12 protein-coding genes are annotated in these 17,886 nt (G+C 72.5%); 6 read left to right on the top strand and 6 right to left on the bottom strand.

Annotated elements, in window-relative coordinates:
• Nucleotides 1-124: 124 nt before the first annotated feature.
• Complete coding sequence (locus GGQ69_RS00865; RefSeq protein WP_183523473.1) at nt 125-2,359, top strand: NADP-dependent isocitrate dehydrogenase; 2,235 nt, start codon at nt 125-127, stop codon at nt 2,357-2,359.
• Between the two features lie 167 nt (nt 2,360-2,526).
• Here GGQ69_RS00865 and GGQ69_RS00870 read toward each other — a convergent pair whose 3' ends face one another.
• Both GGQ69_RS00870 and GGQ69_RS00875 read right to left on the bottom strand, forming a co-directional pair.
• A complete protein-coding gene (locus GGQ69_RS00870; RefSeq protein WP_183523475.1) occupies nt 2,527-3,018 on the bottom strand; it encodes an Hsp20/alpha crystallin family protein in 492 nt (163 codons plus the stop codon).
• Nucleotides 3,019-3,203: 185 nt separating this feature from the next.
• The gene (locus tag GGQ69_RS00875; RefSeq protein WP_183523477.1) at nt 3,204-4,715 is read right to left on the bottom strand and encodes an APC family permease; all 1,512 of its coding nucleotides are present in this window, start codon (nt 4,713-4,715) and stop codon (nt 3,204-3,206) included.
• A 177-nt stretch (nt 4,716-4,892) separates the two neighbouring features.
• On the opposite strand from GGQ69_RS00875, the gene GGQ69_RS00880 reads away from it, so the two are divergent.
• Nucleotides 4,893-6,824, top strand: coding sequence for a heavy metal translocating P-type ATPase (locus GGQ69_RS00880; RefSeq protein ID WP_255459368.1), 1,932 nt, complete (start codon nt 4,893-4,895; stop codon nt 6,822-6,824).
• Nucleotides 6,825-6,846: 22 nt separating this feature from the next.
• On the opposite strand, the gene glsA is transcribed toward GGQ69_RS00880, so the two are convergent.
• Both glsA and GGQ69_RS00890 read right to left on the bottom strand, forming a co-directional pair.
• Nucleotides 6,847-8,745: a glutaminase A gene (gene glsA, locus GGQ69_RS00885; RefSeq protein WP_183523479.1), complete on the bottom strand. Its 1,899-nt coding sequence runs from the start codon at nt 8,743-8,745 to the stop codon at nt 6,847-6,849.
• A gap of 47 nt (nt 8,746-8,792) precedes the next feature.
• Entirely contained in the window at nt 8,793-9,818 is a 1,026-nt protein-coding gene (locus GGQ69_RS00890; protein ID WP_183523481.1) for a D-isomer specific 2-hydroxyacid dehydrogenase family protein, read from the bottom strand.
• A gap of 56 nt (nt 9,819-9,874) precedes the next feature.
• Here GGQ69_RS00890 and GGQ69_RS00895 point away from each other — a divergent pair, with 56 nt between their 5' ends.
• Genes GGQ69_RS00895 through GGQ69_RS00905 form a run of 3 tightly spaced genes read left to right on the top strand, consistent with a single transcriptional unit; the run spans nt 9,875 to nt 14,654 of the window.
• Complete coding sequence (locus GGQ69_RS00895; protein WP_255459369.1) at nt 9,875-10,816, top strand: SDR family oxidoreductase; 942 nt, start codon at nt 9,875-9,877, stop codon at nt 10,814-10,816.
• Between the two features lie 32 nt (nt 10,817-10,848).
• Nucleotides 10,849-13,653, top strand: a complete 2,805-nt coding sequence (gene hrpB, locus GGQ69_RS00900) for an ATP-dependent helicase HrpB (protein WP_183523482.1) — start codon at nt 10,849-10,851, stop codon at nt 13,651-13,653.
• 29 nt (nt 13,654-13,682) lie between these two features.
• On the top strand, nt 13,683-14,654 hold the full coding sequence (locus GGQ69_RS00905) for an NAD(P)/FAD-dependent oxidoreductase (protein ID WP_183523484.1): 972 nt from the start codon (nt 13,683-13,685) through the stop codon (nt 14,652-14,654).
• 73 nt (nt 14,655-14,727) lie between these two features.
• Here GGQ69_RS00905 and GGQ69_RS00910 read toward each other — a convergent pair whose 3' ends face one another.
• Nucleotides 14,728-15,276, bottom strand: coding sequence for a GNAT family N-acetyltransferase (locus GGQ69_RS00910; RefSeq protein WP_183523486.1), 549 nt, complete (start codon nt 15,274-15,276; stop codon nt 14,728-14,730).
• Nucleotides 15,277-15,392: 116 nt separating this feature from the next.
• Here GGQ69_RS00910 and GGQ69_RS00915 point away from each other — a divergent pair, with 116 nt between their 5' ends.
• Nucleotides 15,393-16,235, top strand: coding sequence for a PhzF family phenazine biosynthesis protein (locus GGQ69_RS00915; protein ID WP_183523488.1), 843 nt, complete (start codon nt 15,393-15,395; stop codon nt 16,233-16,235).
• Nucleotides 16,236-16,269: 34 nt separating this feature from the next.
• On the opposite strand, the gene GGQ69_RS00920 is transcribed toward GGQ69_RS00915, so the two are convergent.
• A complete protein-coding gene (locus GGQ69_RS00920) occupies nt 16,270-17,778 on the bottom strand; it encodes a glutamate--cysteine ligase (RefSeq protein WP_183523490.1) in 1,509 nt (502 codons plus the stop codon).
• Nucleotides 17,779-17,886: the final 108 nt, after the last annotated feature.

Below are 17,886 nucleotides of genomic sequence, written 5' to 3' on the forward strand. Positions count from 1 at the left end.
GGTGAGGTCCGGTCACCGGATCGGTGGACCGGGCCGCCTCCGGTAGATTAGGGCCGGATTGAAACATCACCACGACCCGGCGAGGCCGTCACCCGGTTGCGCCCTGTGAGGAGAGCGACGCTTCATGTCGAAGATCATCTACACCCATACCGACGAGGCACCCATGCTGGCCACCGGCTCGCTCCTGCCGCTGGTCCAGGCCTTCGCCTCGACCGCCGGCGTGGAGATGGAGACCCGGGACATCTCGCTGGCCGGCCGCATCCTGGCCGCCTTCAACGATGTGCTCCCCGAGGACCAGCGCGTCAGCGACGCCCTCGCCGAACTGGGTGAACTGGTCAAGACCGATGACGCCAACGTCATCAAGCTGCCGAACATCTCCGCCTCCGTGCCGCAGCTGAAGGCCGCGGTCGCCGAGCTGCAGTCCCACGGCTACGCCCTGCCGGCCTACCCGGACGAGCCGAAGACCGCGGAGGAGAAGGACGCGCGCGCCCGCTACGACAAGGTCAAGGGCTCCGCCGTGAACCCGGTGCTGCGCGAGGGCAACTCGGACCGCCGTGCCCCGCAGTCGGTGAAGAACTTCGCGAAGAAGCACCCCCACTCCATGGGCGCCTGGTCGGCCGACTCCCAGACCAAGGTCGCCTACATGAAGCGGGACGCGTTCTTCCACAACGAGAAGTCCGTGATCATCCCCGAGGACGGCACCATCCGCATCCAGTTCGTGGACGGCGAGGGCGAGACCACCGTGCTGAAGGACGACTTCAAGGTCCTGGCCGGCGAGATCGTGGACGGCACCTTCATGTCCGCCCAGGCCCTGGACGAGTTCCTCACCACCCAGATCAAGCGGGCCAAGGACGAGGGCGTGCTGTTCTCCACGCACCTGAAGGCCACCATGATGAAGGTGTCCGACCCGGTGATCTTCGGCCACGTGGTCAAGGCCTACTTCCCGGCCGTGTTCGAGAAGTACGGTGCTGAGCTGGACGCCGCCGGCCTGAGCGCCAATGACGGGCTCGCCGCCATCCTCTCCGGGCTGGACACGCTGGACCCCCAGGTGGCCGAGGGCGTGCGCGCCGAGATCGAGACCGCCTACGCGAACGGTCCGGACCTGGCCATGGTCAACTCGGACAAGGGCATCACCAACCTGCACGTGCCCTCGGACGTCATCGTGGACGCCTCCATGCCGGCCATGATCCGCTCGTCCGGGCACATGTGGAACAAGGACGGCCAGGAGCAGGACACCCTGGCCGTGCTTCCGGACCCCTCCTACGCGGGCATCTACCAGGTGGTCATCGACGACTGCAAGGCCAACGGTGCCTACGATCCCACCACGATGGGCACCGTCCCGAACGTCGGGCTGATGGCCCAGAAGGCCGAGGAGTACGGGTCCCACGACAAGACCTTCATCCTCGAGGAGGCCGGCACCGTCCAGGTGGTCGACGGCTCCGGGGCCGTGCTGATCGAGCACCAGGTCCAGGCCGGGGACATCTGGCGTGCGTGCCAGACCAAGGACGTCCCGGTGCGCGACTGGGTCAAGCTGGCGGTCACGCGGGCTCGCGCCTCCCAGACCCCGGCCGTGTTCTGGCTGGACGAGAACCGCGCCCACGACGCGAACGTCATCGCCAAGGTCCGGCAGTACCTGACCGAGCACGACACCGTGGGGCTGCAGATCGAGATCATGGACCCCCAGGAGGCCACCCACTTCACCATCGACCGCCTGCGCCGGGGCCAGGACACCATCTCCGTGTCCGGCAACGTCCTGCGTGACTACCTGACGGACCTGTTCCCGATCCTGGAGCTGGGCACCTCCGCCAAGATGCTCTCGATCGTGCCGCTCATCAACGGCGGCGGACTGTTCGAGACCGGGGCCGGCGGCTCGGCCCCGAAGCACGTCCAGCAGTTCGTGGCGGAGAACCACCTGCGCTGGGACTCCCTCGGCGAGTTCCTCGCCCTGGCCGTGTCCTTCGAGCACGAGGCCGTGTCCAACGGCAACGCGCGCGCCCAGGTGCTGGCCGAGACCCTGGACCGTGCCACCGGGACGTTCCTGGAGGAGGGGCGCAACCCGTCCCGCAAGGTCGGCGAGATCGACAACCGCGGCTCGCACTTCTACCTGGCCCTGTACTGGGCCCAGGAACTGGCGCAGCAGTCCGACGACACCGAGCTGGCCGCCAGCTTCGCGGACGTCGCCGCCGAGCTGGCCGAGAACGAGCAGGCCATCATGGACGAGCTCAACGCCGTCCAGGGGTCCCCGGTGGACATCGGCGGCTACTTCCACCCGTCCCCGGAGAAGGTGTCCGAGGCCATGCGCCCCTCGGCCACCCTGAACGCGGTCGTCCAGAAGATCGTGGACAAGCTGGCGGTGTGATGCCCCTCCGCGACTAGCGGACGGGAAGGCCCCGTCCCACCTCGGCATCCGAGGCGGGACGGGGCCTTCCCGCGTTCCCGGCACCGCGCCCGCGGAACCCTGTCCGCGGAACCGTGGCCGCTGATCCAGTGGCCCGTGCCCGGCGCATCGGCCGGGGCCGGAGCGGGTCAGTGGTTGGGATCCACCTGCGGGGCGGACGGGCCCTGGTCCCGGCCGCCGTTCTCGGTGGCGGTCGCCTGGATGTCCTGGGCGCCGTTGCCGGTGGACACCTTGACCTTGCGCGGCTGGGACTTCGGCGAGACCGGGATGGTCACCTTCAGCACGCCGTGGTCATAGGTGGCGGAGATGTTCTCCAGGTCCACGTCCTGGCCGAGGTTCAGCTGGCGGACGTAGCTGCCGGTCTCCCGCTCGCGGGTCATCCACTGCACGCCCTCGCGCTCGGTCACCGCCGGCTTGCGCTCGGCGCGGATGGTCAGCAGCTGGCCGTCCACGTCCACGTCGACGCTGGAGGGGTCGACGCCGGGCAGGTCGGCCTCGACGATGTAGCGGTCGCCGTCCTTGTAGAGGTCCATCGGCATCTGTCGCAGGCCGCGCACCGGGCTCAGCAGCTGTCCGGCGAGGCGATCCAGTTCACGGAAGGGGTCGATACGAGTGGCCATGGGTTCTCCTTGGTCTGGTTGCATTGACTGCGGACGGCCCGGGCCCGCCGCCCAGGTGCTCCATGCCGGGCGGCTGGAGGTCCGGACCGTGCACCCTGCATAACACCACGGACTTGAGCTTTATTCGCTCAAGTCTGTTGCGCGGTGCACGCACCTCTGAGGATGGCCGCCGGTCTTCGGGCCCGTCAATGCCCCGGTGGCCGGGGCGGCAGGTGGTCGTCCTGGCCGATCAGGAGGTCCCCCACCGGGACTCCCTCCTCCCGGTTGGTCGCCTTGTTCACGAAGTGGGTGACCACCCAGAGGAGGATCCCGAGGACCATCAGGCCGCCGGCGATCTGGTAGACCACGGCATCGCGCTCCACCCAGGGCCCGGCCAGGAACAGCGAGAAGGCGCCGGCGACGTACGGCAGGATCCGGGGGGCGTTGAAGGCCGTCCGGTGTTCTGCCTCGTCCGGCCGCCGCCGTCGCTGGCGCCGCAGCACCACGCAGGCCACGTTCACCACCGCGAAGACGCACAGGAGCAACAGGGCGGTGGTGCTGGAGAGGTTCTGCACGATGTTGCTCTCCGGGTCGGACGTGACGTACCAGATCAGCGCCAGGGCCAGGAGGGTGGTGAAGATGATCGCGGTCCAGGGCGTCCGCCGGTGCGGCAGGACCTTCCCCAGGGGTCGCGGCAGCACGTTCTGCTTCGCCATGCCGTAGACCAGCCGGCTGGCCATCAGCATGTTGATCAGGGCGGTGTTGGCCACGGCGAACACGGCGAGGAACGGGAAGATCCGGTCGATCGGGAAGTCCGGGGCACCCTTCTGCACCACCTCCAGCAACGCCCGGCCCTCGGACTCGCCGATCCTGGCCAGCTCGGTGGGGGTGAGCACGGCGACCGCGGAGACCGCCACCAGCATGTAGAACAGCACCGCGATCCCGAGCCCGGTGAGCATGGTGCGCGGGAAGATGCGCTGGGGGTCCTTGGTCTCCTCGACCATGTTCACGGCGTCCTCGAAGCCCACCATGGCGAAGAAGGCGATCGAGGTCGCGGCGGTGACCGCGAGGAAGAGCCCCTTGTCCCCGTTGTCCTGGAACACGACGACCTGGCCCAGGTCCGCGCCGTTCTGGGCCATCGCGAAGAACCCGACGCCGATCACGATACACAGCGCGGTGACCTCCACCAGCGTCAGCACCACATTGAACTTGATGCTCTCACCCACGCCCCGCAGGTTGACCAGGGCCAGCAGCACCATGAACCCGAGCGCGAGCGCCGTGACCGCCCCGCCCTCGACCGGTCCGCTCCAGCCGTTGACCTCGAGCCCGCCGAAGAAGTTCTGGGCGAGGACGTTGGCCGAGGTCGAGGCGCTGGTGATGCCGGAGCACACCACCGCGAAGGCGACCAGGAACGTGAGGAAGTGGATGCCGAAGGCCTTGTGCGTGTACAGCGCGGCCCCGGCGGCGTGCGGGTAGTGCGTGACCAGCTCCAGGTAGGACAGTGCGGTCATGGTCGCCACGACGAAGGCCAGCAGGAACGGCAGCCAGAGGATGCCCCCGACCATCCCGGCCATCGGGCCGGTGACCGCGTACACCCCGGCGCCGAGGATGTCGCCGACGATGAACAGCAGCAACAGCTTCGGCCCGAGGACGCGTCTGAGCTGTCCCTCCTCCTGACCCCTAGCGACATCCGGGACTTCATGCGAGGTGGTGCCCACGGGCCCTCCCGAGTTCGTCGAGGTCACACAGTCATCGCAGTCTGGACCCGGCGGGGTGCGGAGTCAAGGCGGGGGCCGTCAGGGAGGCCAGCCTTGCCTTTCTGGAAAGCCGGGCCCGCCTCAGGGAAACTACAGTCAGCGGAAGATGATCTCCCGAGCGTCCGGAGAGGCGGCGGCATGAGGTTCTGGTCGATGGTGCGTTCCTATCCCTGGGTGGTGTCCACCCTGCTGGTGCTCGTGGCCACACTCCTGCTCGAGTTCACCGGCATGACGGGCCCGGCGCGGTGGCTGGCGACCGGGTTCGGTGCCGTCATCGTGCTCTACACGGCCGTGGGCATGGTCCGGGACCTGGTGCGCGGTCACTGGGGCATCGACATCCTGGCCGTCACCGCGATCGGTGCGACCCTGCTGGTCGGGGAGTACCTCGCCGCCCTGGTGGTCTGCCTCATGCTCACCGGCGGGGAGGCCCTCGAGGGCTTCGCCGCCGGACGGGCGAAGCTGAGCCTGACGTCCCTGCTGGAGCGGGCCCCGCAGGTCGCGCACCGGCTGGATCCCGACGGCGGGGCGCAGGACGTGCCCCTGGAGCAGGTGGACGTGGGGGAGCGGTTGCTGATCCGCCCGGCCGAGGTGGTCCCGGTGGACGGCACCCTCGTCGCCGCCGCCGACGGAGCGGACGTACAGGCCGACTTCGACGAGTCGTCCCTGACGGGGGAGTCCCTGCCGGTGACGCGCCGGACCGGGGACCAGGTGCTCTCCGGCGCCCTCAACGGCCAGCAGGCGGTGGTCTTGCAGGCCACGGCACGTCCCGAGGACTCCCAGTACGCGAGGATCCTGTCGCTGGTGCGCGAGGCCTCGGAGTCCCGGGCGCCCATGGTGCGCCTGGCCGACCGGTACGCGGTGCCGTTCACCCTGGTCGCCTACCTCATCGGCGGCATCGCCTGGTGGGTCTCGCAGGACCCGGTCCGCTTCGCCGAGGTCCTGGTGGTGGCCACTCCGTGCCCGCTGCTCATCGCCGCGCCCGTCGCCTTCCTCGGCGGGATGTCCCGCGCCGCGGCGAACGGGGTCATCGTCAAGTCCGGCGGCATCATCGAGGCGCTCGGCTCCGTCCGCACGGTGGCCTTCGACAAGACCGGCACCCTCACCTACGGCCGCCCGGAGCTGCTCGAGACCCGGCCGGCCGGTGCCGTGGACGGCGCCGCCCGCCTGAGCGAGAAGGAACTGCTGCGGCTGGCCGGGTCGGCGGAGCAGTACTCGGTGCACGTGCTGGCGGACTCCATCCGCCGGGCCGCGGAGGACCGCGGGCTCAGCCTGATCACCGCCTCGGAGGCCTGGGAGGAGGCGACCAACGGGGTCACCGCCGTCCTGGACGGACGGACGGTCATCGTGGGCAAGTCCGCCTACGTGCGGGAGCACACCACCGGGCTGGAGCTGGCCGAGCTCAGCCCGGGGGAGTCGGCCGTCTACGTGGGCGTGGACGGTGACTTCGCCGGCACCCTCATCCTCTCGGACCGGCTCCGCGCCAACGCCGCGGACACCCTGGCCGAACTGGACCGGCTCGGGGTGAAGAACCGGATGATGCTCACCGGGGACGCCGAGGCCACCGGCCACCACATCGCCGCCCAGGCCGGCATCACCGACGTCGAGGCGGAACTGCTGCCCGAGGACAAGGTCCGTCTGGTCCGCCAGGCGCGGCCCGGGCCGGTCATGATGGTCGGCGACGGCGTCAACGACGCGCCCGTGCTGGCCGTCGCGGACGTCGGGGTGGCGATGGGGGCGCGGGGATCGACGGCCGCCTCGGAGACGGCCGACGTCGTGATCATCCGGGACGACATCTCCCGGTCCGCCGTGGCCGTCTCGGTGGGCCAGCGCACCCTGCGCGTGGCCAAGGAGTCCATCTGGGCCGGGATCGCGCTGTCCCTGGTGCTGATGGTGACCGCCGCGTTCGGGGTGATCCCGGCGATCGTCGGCGCGCTGTTCCAGGAACTCGTGGACGTGGTGGCGATCGCCAACTCGCTGCGGGCCATGCGGGCCGGGCGGAACGAGCTCCAGGACTTCGCCGCCCTGCGGGACGACTCCGCCGAGGCCCGGGCCGAGATCACGGTCGGCTGATCCACCGGGATTGCCGGGGGGCTCAGTCGTTCCGGGCCCCGGACTCGCGGGTCATCTGCTCCACCGTGGTGTACGCGTCCCGGGCCAGGGCGGACCACAGCTTGATGGCCAGCTGCGGGTCGGTCTCCTCGAGTGAGGAGATCATCTGCGCGGTGAGCACCCGCGTGCTCACCGGCCCGACGGCGCGGACCGTGGTGATCTGCCGTCCGGCCTGGCCCAGGGCGATCTCGCCGAAGATCATCCCGGGGGACAGGAACACCTGCCGGTAGCGGCGTCCCCCGGCCCCCTGGCTGGTGAGCTCCACCTGTCCGGAGGTGATGAAGTAGATTCCGCCGAACGGCTGGCCGGCACGGCGGATGACCTGACCGGCCCGGAAGTCCCGGTTCTCCATCAGGGTGGACAGGGTCTGGGCGTCCTGCTCGTCGAACAGCTCCAGCAACGGGGACCGGGCCGGCTCCTGCCGCCCGGCCGGCACCAGTTCGGGCGCGTGCCGGGACAGCACCCGCATCTCCATCCACTCCACCGCCAGGGACCGGGAGAGGAACAGGCGGAAGGAGGGCCCGGCGTCGGCCGGGTCGTGGGTGCGGCCGTCCGGTTCCCCGGCGTCCTCGAAGGGGCTGGGCAGCGGGCCGTAGGAGGAGTCCTCGGCGTCCTGGACCATGGCCTCGGCCAGTTGGCGGTCGTCGTCGACCAGGACCAGGTCCCGCCCCTCGGAGAGGTAGGCGCGCACCACCTGGTTGAACATCCGCACGGCGGCGCGGCCGAAGTCGTCCACCTTGGACACGTCCACCATCAGGGTGCGCGTGGACTCCGGCAGGTCGGTGGTGTAGCGCACGAAGGTCTCGGCCTCGGCGAAGCCGATGTCCCCGCCAATCTCCGCGATGCGGCACTCCCCGCCGTGCCGCTCCAGCATCTGCAGCGCCTCCACGCTGCGCGGGACGCCCGAGGGTGACTCGGCCAGGTCGTAGGAGGACCGGATGGTGGACCGGCCCACGGGCGGGGCGTCTCCGTAGTGCAGGCCGAGGTCGGTGGCCAGCCGCTTGATGGTGGCGGCTCCCCGCACGGAGGTGCCGTGGTCGTCCAGGGGCGGGGAGAACAGGCCGATCCCGATCTGGCCGGGCACCACCACCAGGACGCCGCCGCCCACGCCGGACTTGCTCGGCAGCCCGACCTCGATCGCCCAGGTGCCCGCGTCGTCGTACATCCCGCAGGTGGAGAGCACCGAGAGCACCCAGCGCACCGTGCGCGGAGCGAACACCCGCTCACCGGTCACCGGGTTCACGCCCTGGTTGGCCAGCGTGGCCGCCATCACGGCGAGGTCCTTCGTGGTCACCAGCACCGAGCACTGCCGGAAGTAGTCCAGCACGACCGGTTCGGGGTCCGACTCGATGATGTTGAAGGAGCGCAGCAGCCAGGCCAGCGCCCGGTTGCGGTGCCCGGCACGGTCCTCGGAGCGGAAGACGGACTCGGAGACCTTGAGCTCGCGGCCGGCGGCGTCGGAGAAGGTGTTGAGGATCCGGCCCATGCGGTCGCGGCCGCCACGGCCCTTGATGAGCGCGGTGGTGGCGATGGCCCCGGCGTTGATCATCGGGTTGTCCGGCCGTCCGGTCCCGGCCTGCAGCGAGATCTCGTTGAACGGGTCACCGGAGGGCTCCACGTCGATCTTCTCCTGGACCTTCTCCGGGCCGAGGTCCTCGAGGGCCATGGCGTAGGTGAAGGCCTTGGAGATCGACTGGATCGAGAACTTCTGCTCGGTGTCCCCGGCGGCGTAGGAGTGCCCGTCCACGGTGGTCAGCGCCACCGCGAACAGTTCCGGGTCCATGTCCGCCGTGGACGGGATCGCCTGGTGGGGCGCCCCGGCATCCAGGGGCCGGATCTCGTCCAGCAGGCGATCGAGGTAGTCCTGCACCGGTGATCTCATGCCCCCAGCCTATGCGGGCCGGCCCCGTCCGACGTGACGGTCCGCGCTCAGTAACCGCCGACCGGGTCCACGCGGCCCTCCAGGGGCGCCCCGGTGGCCCGGGCCGCGAGGTTCCGCCCGATCCGGGCATCCAGCAGCGGGATGCACATCTCAGGGGTGTCCGCGGTGTGGGGCGTGATGACGCACCGCGGCTCGGCCCAGAGCGGGTGCCCCTCCGGCAGCGGTTCGGGGTCGGTCACGTCGAGGCCGGCGGCATGGATCGAGCCCGCGGCCAGGGCGGCCACCAGGGCGTCCGTGTCCACCAGTGTGCCGCGGGCGACGTTCACCAGGACGGCGTCCGGGTGCATCAGCTCCAGCTGGCGGGCGCCGATCATGCCCTGGGTGAGGTCGGTGGCCGCGGCGGCCACCATCACGACGCCGGCCCCGGGCAGGACCTCGTCCAGGCGGTCCTGGGTGACGGTCCGGTCGGCGCCGGGGATCTCACCCTCGTTGCGGCGGACGATCGTGACACGAGTGTCCCAGGCCTTGAGCAGGCGCAGGTACTCGCGGGCGATCCCGCCGCCGCCGACGATCACGCAGTCCATGCCCCGCAGCGTCCTGCCCCCGGCCGGGCCCCAGCCGGTGGCGCGGATCCGGGTGGGCAGGTCCCGCAGCAGGGACAGCGTGAGCATCAGGGCGTGCTCGGCGACCGGCGGGGCGTAGGTGCCCTTGGCCGAGGTCCACGTGATGCCGGGCCGGGAACGGATCAGCGGCACGTAGGGCTCGATCCCGGCGAAGGGCAACTGGACCCAGCTGGTGCGCGGGTTGGCGGCCAGCGCCGCCTCGACCTGTTCGACCGGGATGGGGCGGACCAGCACGAGCGCGGTGGCCGAGCCGTCACCGTCGGGCTCCCGGGCGCTGTTCGCCACGACCGAGCCCCCGGCGCCGAGCGCGGCGCGGGTGGGACCCTCATGGGCGTCGGCGTACGGGGTCCCCGTGCGCAGGTCGGTGGGAGGGAGGATCAGTACCCGGTCCGGCCCGGTGTGCCCGGCCGGGGCAGGGGAGGGCGGGGACGCGGCGTCGGCAGTGGTCATGGCCCCATGGTGCCATGACTTGTCAGGCCCTCCGCGGCGTCCCTAGGGTCGAACGCATGACCGATACCGAGAAGAACAACAGCGCCGCCGATCACGCCACCGACGCGCGGGACCAGCTGGCCGACGGTGACCCCACCACCAAGTTCCCGAAGGTCTCCCCGCCCGAGCAGCACCAGTCCGAACCGGGACTGGACGTGAAGACCGAACCGGTGCCGGACATCGGGTTGCAGAGCTATCGCGGCCTGGGCCGGCTGACGGGCCGCAGGGCCCTGGTGACCGGTGGCGACTCGGGCATCGGCGCCGCCGTCGCCGTGGCCTTCGCGCGCGAGGGGGCGGACGTGGCGATCGCCTACCTGCCGGCCGAGGAGGAGGACGCCCGGCGCGTGGTGCAGGCCATCGAGGAGTCCGGCCGCACCGCCGTCGCCCTGCCCGGTGACCTGCTGGACGCCGACTACCGGAACGGCCTGGTGGACGCCGCCGCCGAGAGGCTGGGCGGACTGGACATCCTGGTCAACAACGCCGGCAAGCAGCTGATCAGCGAGTCTCTCGAGGATCTCACCGACGAGCAGGTGGACCAGACCTTCCAGATCAACATCAAGTCGATGTTCACCCTCTCCCGGGCGGCCCTGCGCCACATGGGACCGGGATCCACGATCATCAACACCACCTCGGTCCAGGCCTACGAGCCGAACCCGATGCTGCTCGACTACGCGTCCACCAAGGCGGCCATCAACAACTTCACCAAGGGCCTGGCGCAGCAGCTCGGCGAACGGGGCATCCGCGTGAACGCCGTGGCGCCCGGTCCCGTGTGGACGGTGCTGCAGGTCAGCGCCGGGCAGCCGAAGGACAAGCTGCCGGTGTTCGGCCACAACACCCCCCTGGGCCGCGCCGGTCAGCCCGTGGAAATGGCCCCGGCGTACGTGTTCCTGGCCTCTGCGGAGTCCAGCTACGTCAACGGGGAGACCCTCAACGCCAACGGCGGCACCCCGACCCCCTGAGCCGGCGCTCCCGGGCACGCGAGAATGGAGGGATGACCACCGCCCCCGGATCCGTGCCCTTCGACCTCGAGACCCTGGGTGCAGGTCTCGTCTTCGCCCAGTCGCTGCCCGGGCTGCTCCGGGTGCTGGCCGACGAGCGCGTCGCCGTGGTCCAGGCCCCGCCCGGTACCGGCAAGACCACGCTGGTCCCGCCGGCGGCGGCGAACCTGCTGGCACAGCGGGCCGCCCCCGGCGCCGGGGCCGGGGCTTCGGCCGAGGCGGAAGCGAAGGCACCTGCGGGGGGCCGCGGGACGGGACGGGCGCCGCTGCGGGTCGTCGTCACCCAGCCCCGCCGGGTGGCCGCCCGCGCGGCGGCCCGCCGGCTGGCGAGCCTCGACCGCCCGGCGGGAACCGGCGGGCCGTCGGGACCCGGGGGGACCGGCCGGGCCGCCGGGGCCCGTGCCGGCCACACCGTGCGCGGGGAGCGGACCACGTCCCGGGAGACCCTGGTGGAGTTCGTGACCCCGGGCATCCTGGTCAACCGGTTGCTGGCGGACCCGGGACTGGCCGGGACCGGTGCGGTGATCCTGGACGAGGTGCACGAGCGGGACCTGGAGTCGGACCTGCTGTTCGGCATGCTCGGGGAGGTCGCACAGCTGCGTCCGGACCTGCTGCTCGTGGCGATGTCCGCCACCCTGGACGCCGCCCGGTTCGCGGAGCGGCTGGGAGAGGGGACCGGCCGGGACGCACCGGTGCCCGTGGTCGACTGCCCCTCGGCGCTGCACCCCGTGGACGTCTCCTATCGCCCGCACCCCGGCCCGCGGCAGGACACCCGCGGGGTGACGCGGGAGTTCCTGGACCACGTCGCCCGGTGCGCGGTCGAGGCCCACGCCGCGGCGCTGGCCGCCGAGCCGGGAACCGACGCGTTGGTCTTCGTCCCCGGCGCCCGGGAGGTCACGCTGACCTGTGAGCGGATCGCGCAGCTGGCCCCCGGCACCGAGGTGCTGCCCCTGCACGGCCAGCTCCCCTCCGCCCAGCAGGATCGTGCCGTGGGCGGCCGTGAGCCGGGCGGTGCACCGCGGATCATCGTCTCCACCTCGCTGGCCGAGTCCTCCCTGACCGTTCCGGGCGTGCGCCTGGTGGTGGACTCCGGACTCGCCCGCGAGCCCCGGCGGGACACCGGGCGCGGCATGATGGGACTGGTGACGGCCACCTGCGCGCAGTCCTCCGCCGAGCAGCGGGCCGGGCGAGCCGGGCGTCTCGGGCCCGGGACGGTGGTGCGCTGCTATGACCGGTCCACCCTGGGCGCCGCACCCCCACACCCCACCCCCGCCGTCCAGGTGGCGGACCTGACCGGGGCGGCGCTCGTCCTGGCCTGCTGGGGCGCCCCCGGCGGGGAGGGGCTGGTGCTGCCGGACCCGCTGCCGCAGGACCCGCTGGCCGAGGCGCTGGCCACGCTGAGGGCCCTGGACGCGATCGACGACGCCGGCCGCGCCACCGACCACGGACAAGGGCTCGCCGCGATCCCGGCCGAACCGCGGCTGGCCCGCGCACTGCTGGACGGGACGGGGCTGGTCGGGGCACGTGCCGCCGGGGAGGTCGTGGCCCTGGTCTCCTCCGACGTCCGGCCGGAGGGGGCGGACCTCACCGGTGCCCTGTCCCGGCTGCGGTCCGGCGGTGCGGGCCGTGGGGGAGGCGCCCGCGACGGCAGTGCCGCCCGATGGGCCCAGGACGCGAGGCGGTTCGAGGCCCTGGCGTCCTCGGCCGCGGGCCCGGGTGCGGACGCAGCCCCGGAACGGGACCGGTCTCCCGGCGCCCGGGTGCCGGGGCAACTGGCGGTGGGGGCCGTCGTCGGGCTGGCCTGGCCCGAACGGCTGGCCCGCCGGGTGAGCGACCCCGGGACGGGCCGCGGCACGGGGGCGGAGGTCTACCTGCTGGCCTCGGGAACGCGCGCGGCGCTGCCGCCGGGCAGCGCCCTGGCCGGGACCGAGTGGCTGGCCTGTGCGGAGGTCGCCCGCGCCGAGGGCCGGGCCGCCGCCGGGACGGGGGCCGTGATCCGTGCGGCCGCCCCCGTGGACGGCGACCTGGCCCAGCGGCTGGCCGGACCGCTCCTGGCCGAGGAACGTACCGCGCACTGGCAGGACGGCCGGGTCGTCGGCAGGCTGCGGCGCGGGATCGGGGCGATCACGCTCTCCGAGACGCCCGTCACCCCGGACCGGGCGCAGGGGCGGGCCGCCGTCGTCCGGATGCTGCGCACCGAGGGTCTGGGGCCGCTGGGGGTCTCGGAGGCGGCCGACACCCTGCGCCGGCGGCTGGCCCTGGTGCACCGGGTGCTGGGTGAGCCGTGGCCGGACGTCTCGGACGCGGCCCTGGCCGAGGACTGGGAGGCGTGGCTGGCGCCCGAGGTGGAGAGGCTGGCCGTCGGGGCGAGGACCGGTTCCGTGCACCTGGCCGAGGCCCTGCGGCGTCTGCTGCCGTGGCCCGATGCCGTCCGCCTCGACGAGCTCGTCCCCGAGCGGCTCCCGGTGCCCAGCGGCCGGACCGCCGCCGTGCGGTACCCGGCGGTGGGCGCCGGCGGGGAGGACGGTGACTCCGGCGCGCCCGTGGTGGCGGTCAAGCTGCAGGAGTGCTTCGGGCTGGCCGAGACCCCGCGGCTCGTGGACGGGCGGGTGCCGGTGGTGTTCCACCTGCTCTCCCCGGCGGGCCGGCCGCTGGCGGTGACCGGGGACCTGGCCTCGTTCTGGTCCGGACCCTACGCCCAGGTGAGGGCCGAGATGCGCGGACGGTACCCCAAGCATCCCTGGCCCGAGGACCCGTGGACGGCACCGGCCACCGCCAGGACGCGGAACCGCGGTTGAGGGCCCCCCGTGCCGTACCCTGTGGACTGATGAGTTTCGAACTCCCCTCCTCCGTGGACGTCCTCGTGGTGGGCGGCGGCCCGGCCGGGCTGTCCGCGGCCCTGTGGCTGGGCCGCTACCAGCGCTCCACCCTCGTGGTGGACGCGGGCCGGCCCCGGAACCGCCGTGCCGACCTGGCCCACGGGATCCCGGGCCGGGACCCGGTGGCCCCGGACGAGCTGCTGGCCGACATGCGCGCCGAGGTGGAACGGTATCCGGAGGTGTGCCTGCGATCCGGCACGGTCACCGACCTGCGGGGGAGTGCCGAGGCCGGGTTCACCGCCGTGATCGACGGGGCCCACCGGGTGACGGCCTCCCGGGTGGTACTGGCCGCCGGGGTGAGCGACCGGTTCCCCCGGGTGGAGGGGTTCGAGGAGCACTACGCGATCGACGTCCACCACTGCCCGGCCTGTGACGGGTTCGAGATCCGGGGCCAGGACGTCGTGGTGCTCGGCGCCGGGGACCAGGTGCCGGCCTTCGCCTCCGAGCTGCTGGACTGGGCGGCCACCGTGCGGATCGTCACCGACACCGCCGGTGAGTCCTTCGGCACCGACCAGCGCCGCAGCCTGGCGGAGCACGGCATCGAGGTGTTCGACGGGCCGGCGAGCGCCTTGGTCGGCGAGCCCGGCGAACTGGCCGGCGTGCTGCTGGAGGACGGGACGTGCGTGCCCGGGGCGTCGGTGTTCTTCTCCTACGCCCACCGCCCGCACCACGACCTCGCCGTGGGACTGGGATGCGAACTGGACGACGGCGGGCACCTGGTCGTCAATGGCTTCCAGCTCACCACCGTGGACGGGGTCTACGCCGCCGGTGACCTCACTCCGGGACTGCAGCTCGTGGTCATCGCCATGGGCCAGGGTGTCTCCGCCGGCGTCGCGTGCGCCACCTCGCTGCGAGGTATCGCCACCGAGGCCGGGCCGTGTCCGGCACCTCCCACGCGTCGATTCGCCCCCTTGCCCTAGCCGAGGACCGCAGCCACACACAGCCCCCCGCAGGGGGCCGCGGCCTCATCGGTGCTCGGTGGGCGGAACCGTTTCAGTCCCGCCCCGGGCCCGGGGCGGCCGTCCGTGGCCGGGGGTCCTGGGCACCCGAGTCGATCCAGTACCGCCGGATCCGGCGCTCGCCGACCGTCCGGATGTCCTCGAGCACGCCGCCGTTGGCCTCGATCACGGCCGCCGACCCGGCGTTGTCCTCGTCGCAGGTCACCAGGACGCGCTCCACCCCGAGCCCGGCCAGCCGCCGCACGGACTGGCGCAGGATCTCCGTGGCGTGACCGCGGCGGCGGTGCTCCGGGGCGACCGCGTAACCCACGTGGCCGTTGATCTCGAGCAGCTGCTCGTTCAGCTCGTGCCGAATGGACACCCGGCCCACCGGCACCCCGTCCACCTCGGCCACGAGGAAGTCCGAGCGCACCCACCCGGGCCTCAGGTCCTCCCCGGCGGCCTCCTTGCGCAGCGTCTCCAGCACCTCGTCCCAGGTGCCCTCCACCAACAGGATCTCGAAGCCGTCCGGCAGCACCTGCCCGTGCATCCGGCGCAGGGCCGCCTCGTCGTCGTGCCGCGGGGGCCGGAGGATCAGTGGCATGGCACCGATTCTCCCACCCGGGCCCGACCCTCGTGCCGCGCGTCCGGTCCTGGCCACGGGGCGCGGGCGGGACACCCGGATTGAAGCGGGACACGGGCGATGGCTACGCTCACCCCATGACCCGCTCCCGCGCCTTCGCCCAGGTCGACGTCTTCTCCGCCACGCCCTATGGGGGCAACCCCGTGGCCGTGATCCTCGAGGCCGACGGCCTCGGCGAGGAGGAGATGGCGCGGATCGCCCGCTGGACCAACCTGTCCGAGACCACCTTCGTCCTGCCGCCGACCGCGCCGGGTGCCGACTACCGCCTCCGGATCTTCACCCCCGGAGGGGAGCTGCCCTTCGCCGGACACCCCACGCTGGGCTCGGCCCACGCCTGGCTGGAGCACGGCGGCACGCCGCAGGACCCCGGCCGGATCGTCCAGGAGTGCGCCGCCGGCCTGGTCACCCTGAGGAACGACGGCGGCACGCTCGCCTTCCAGGCGCCGCCCACCCTCCGCTCCGGTGATCTCGACCCGGCGGACCTGGAGCGCGCCACCGCGGCCCTCGGGGTCGGCCCGGACCAGGTGCTCGCCCACCAGTGGGTGGACAACGGACCGGGCTGGGCCGTCGTCGTGCTCCCGGACGCGCAGGCCGTGCTGGGGATCGAACCGGATCTGAGCCTGATCCCGGACCTCAAGCTCGGGGTCATCGGCGCGTACCCGGCCGGGTCCCGGTGCGCCTTCGAGATCCGGGCGTTCGTCCCGGACATCGGCGTGAGCGAGGACCCGGTGACCGGCAGCCTCAACGCCTCGGTGGCCCAGTGGATGCTCCGCACCGGGGCGGTCAGCGGGCGCTACCGGGTCTCGCAGGGCACCGTGCTGGGACGCACGGGCGAGGTGGAGATCACCTGCACCGAGGACGGCGAGGTCTGGGTCGGCGGGGCGACCGCCACGTGCTTCGCCGGCACCGCGCTCGCCTGAGGCTCCCGGACGCCGGGGACCGTCAGGCCACCGGCTAGCCCTCCGGCAGCACCCAGGTGTGCACCGGGTGACCGGTCCGCATGTGCCTGCCGTACTCCTGCACCAGCCGCGCCAGGGCCTTGCCCCGGGACAGCCCGGACTCCTCGAACCGGCCCAGCGAGCGGGTCATCCAGGTGGCGCCGTTCTGGCCGGTGCGGATCCGCCCGGTCAGCACCTCCAGGTACCGGTCCGCCACCGCGGGGTCCACGTCCAGCATCTCCAGGCCCCGACGGGCGGAGGGCAGCAGGTACCGGTCCAGCAGCTCGGTCACCGGCACGTCCCCGTAGCCGGGCCAGTAGACCGAGGCGTTGAGCCCGTGCCGGGCGCAGTCGTAGAAGTTGGTCCGTGCCACCGAGAAGGACATCCGCTCCCAGGGGGACTCCTCGGTGTCCACGAGGTACTTGACCAGGCCGAAGAAGAACGCCGCGTTGGCCACCATGTCCACCACCGTGGGACCGGCCGGCAGCAACCGGTTCTCCACCCGCAGGTTGGCCGGCCGCGCGGGCACGGTGCCGGCCTCCGTGGTCGACTCGTCGCGGCCCGGGTCGTAGATGGGGCGGTTCCAGCGGTACACGGTGCCGTTGTGCAGCAGCATCTCCGGCAGGGCCGGCGCCCCCGAGTCCAGCGGGCCGGTGTCCGACGCCCGCTCCGGCAGCAGGGCGGGGAAGAAGGCGATGTTCTCCTCGAACAGGTCCTCGATCCCGTCGATCCAGCGCTCCCCGAACCAGACCCGGGGGCGCACGCCCTGCCGGGCCAGCTCCGGTGCCCGGGTGTCCACGGCCTGCTGGAACACCGGGATCCGGCTCTCCGTCCACAGCTTGGCGCCCAGGAACAGCGGCGAGTTCGCGGAGAGCGCCACCTGCGGACCGGCCATGGCCTGGGCGGCGTTCCACACCGGCCCGAACTTCTCCCGGGTCACCTCCAGGTGCAGCTGCATGGAGGTGCAGGTCGACTCGGCGGCGATGTCCTTGGCGTAGTAGGAGAGGTGCTCGGGACCGTCGATGTCGATCAGGATGTCCTCGCCGCGGGCCTCGAGCACCGCGGTGTTCAGCGCCGCGTAGCGGTTGCCCTCGCTGATCCAGCGCTCACCGGAGAGGTCGTCGCCGTCGATGGTGGGCAGGATCCCCACGGTGTACAGGTGCGCCCCGGCACGCACGGCCCGGTCGTCCGCCCGGACCAGCTCCGCCCGCAGGGACTCCTCCAGGTCCGTGAGCCCGTGGCCGTGGATGGTCAGGGAGGGGTGGTTCAGCTCGATGTTGTAGCGGCCCAGCTCGGTCTGGAAGGCCGGGTCGTCGATGGCCGCGAGCACCTCGTGGTTGAGCGGTGCCGGCTGGAACTCCTCGTCCACGAGGTTCAGCTCCAGCTCCAGGCCGATGCGCCCGGCCCCCGCGAAGTCCTCCGTGGCCAGATAGGCCTTCAGCTCCTCGAGGGACGCCTCCAGGCGCTCCCGGTAGCGCGTCCGATCGGAACGGGTGTACGTACTCGACTCGACCTCGGTGCCCATGCCCTGAAGCGTAGGGCATCGGCCCCGCGCCAGCACCGCCACCACACCACCGGTGCGCCGGACGCCCGCCCCGGCCGGGGGAGGAGCCGGCCGTTCCGCGGGGCCGGC

The sequence above is a fragment of the Micrococcus sp. TA1 genome, from assembly GCF_014199555.1.
Taxonomy (GTDB): Bacteria; Actinomycetota; Actinomycetes; order Actinomycetales; family Micrococcaceae; genus Citricoccus.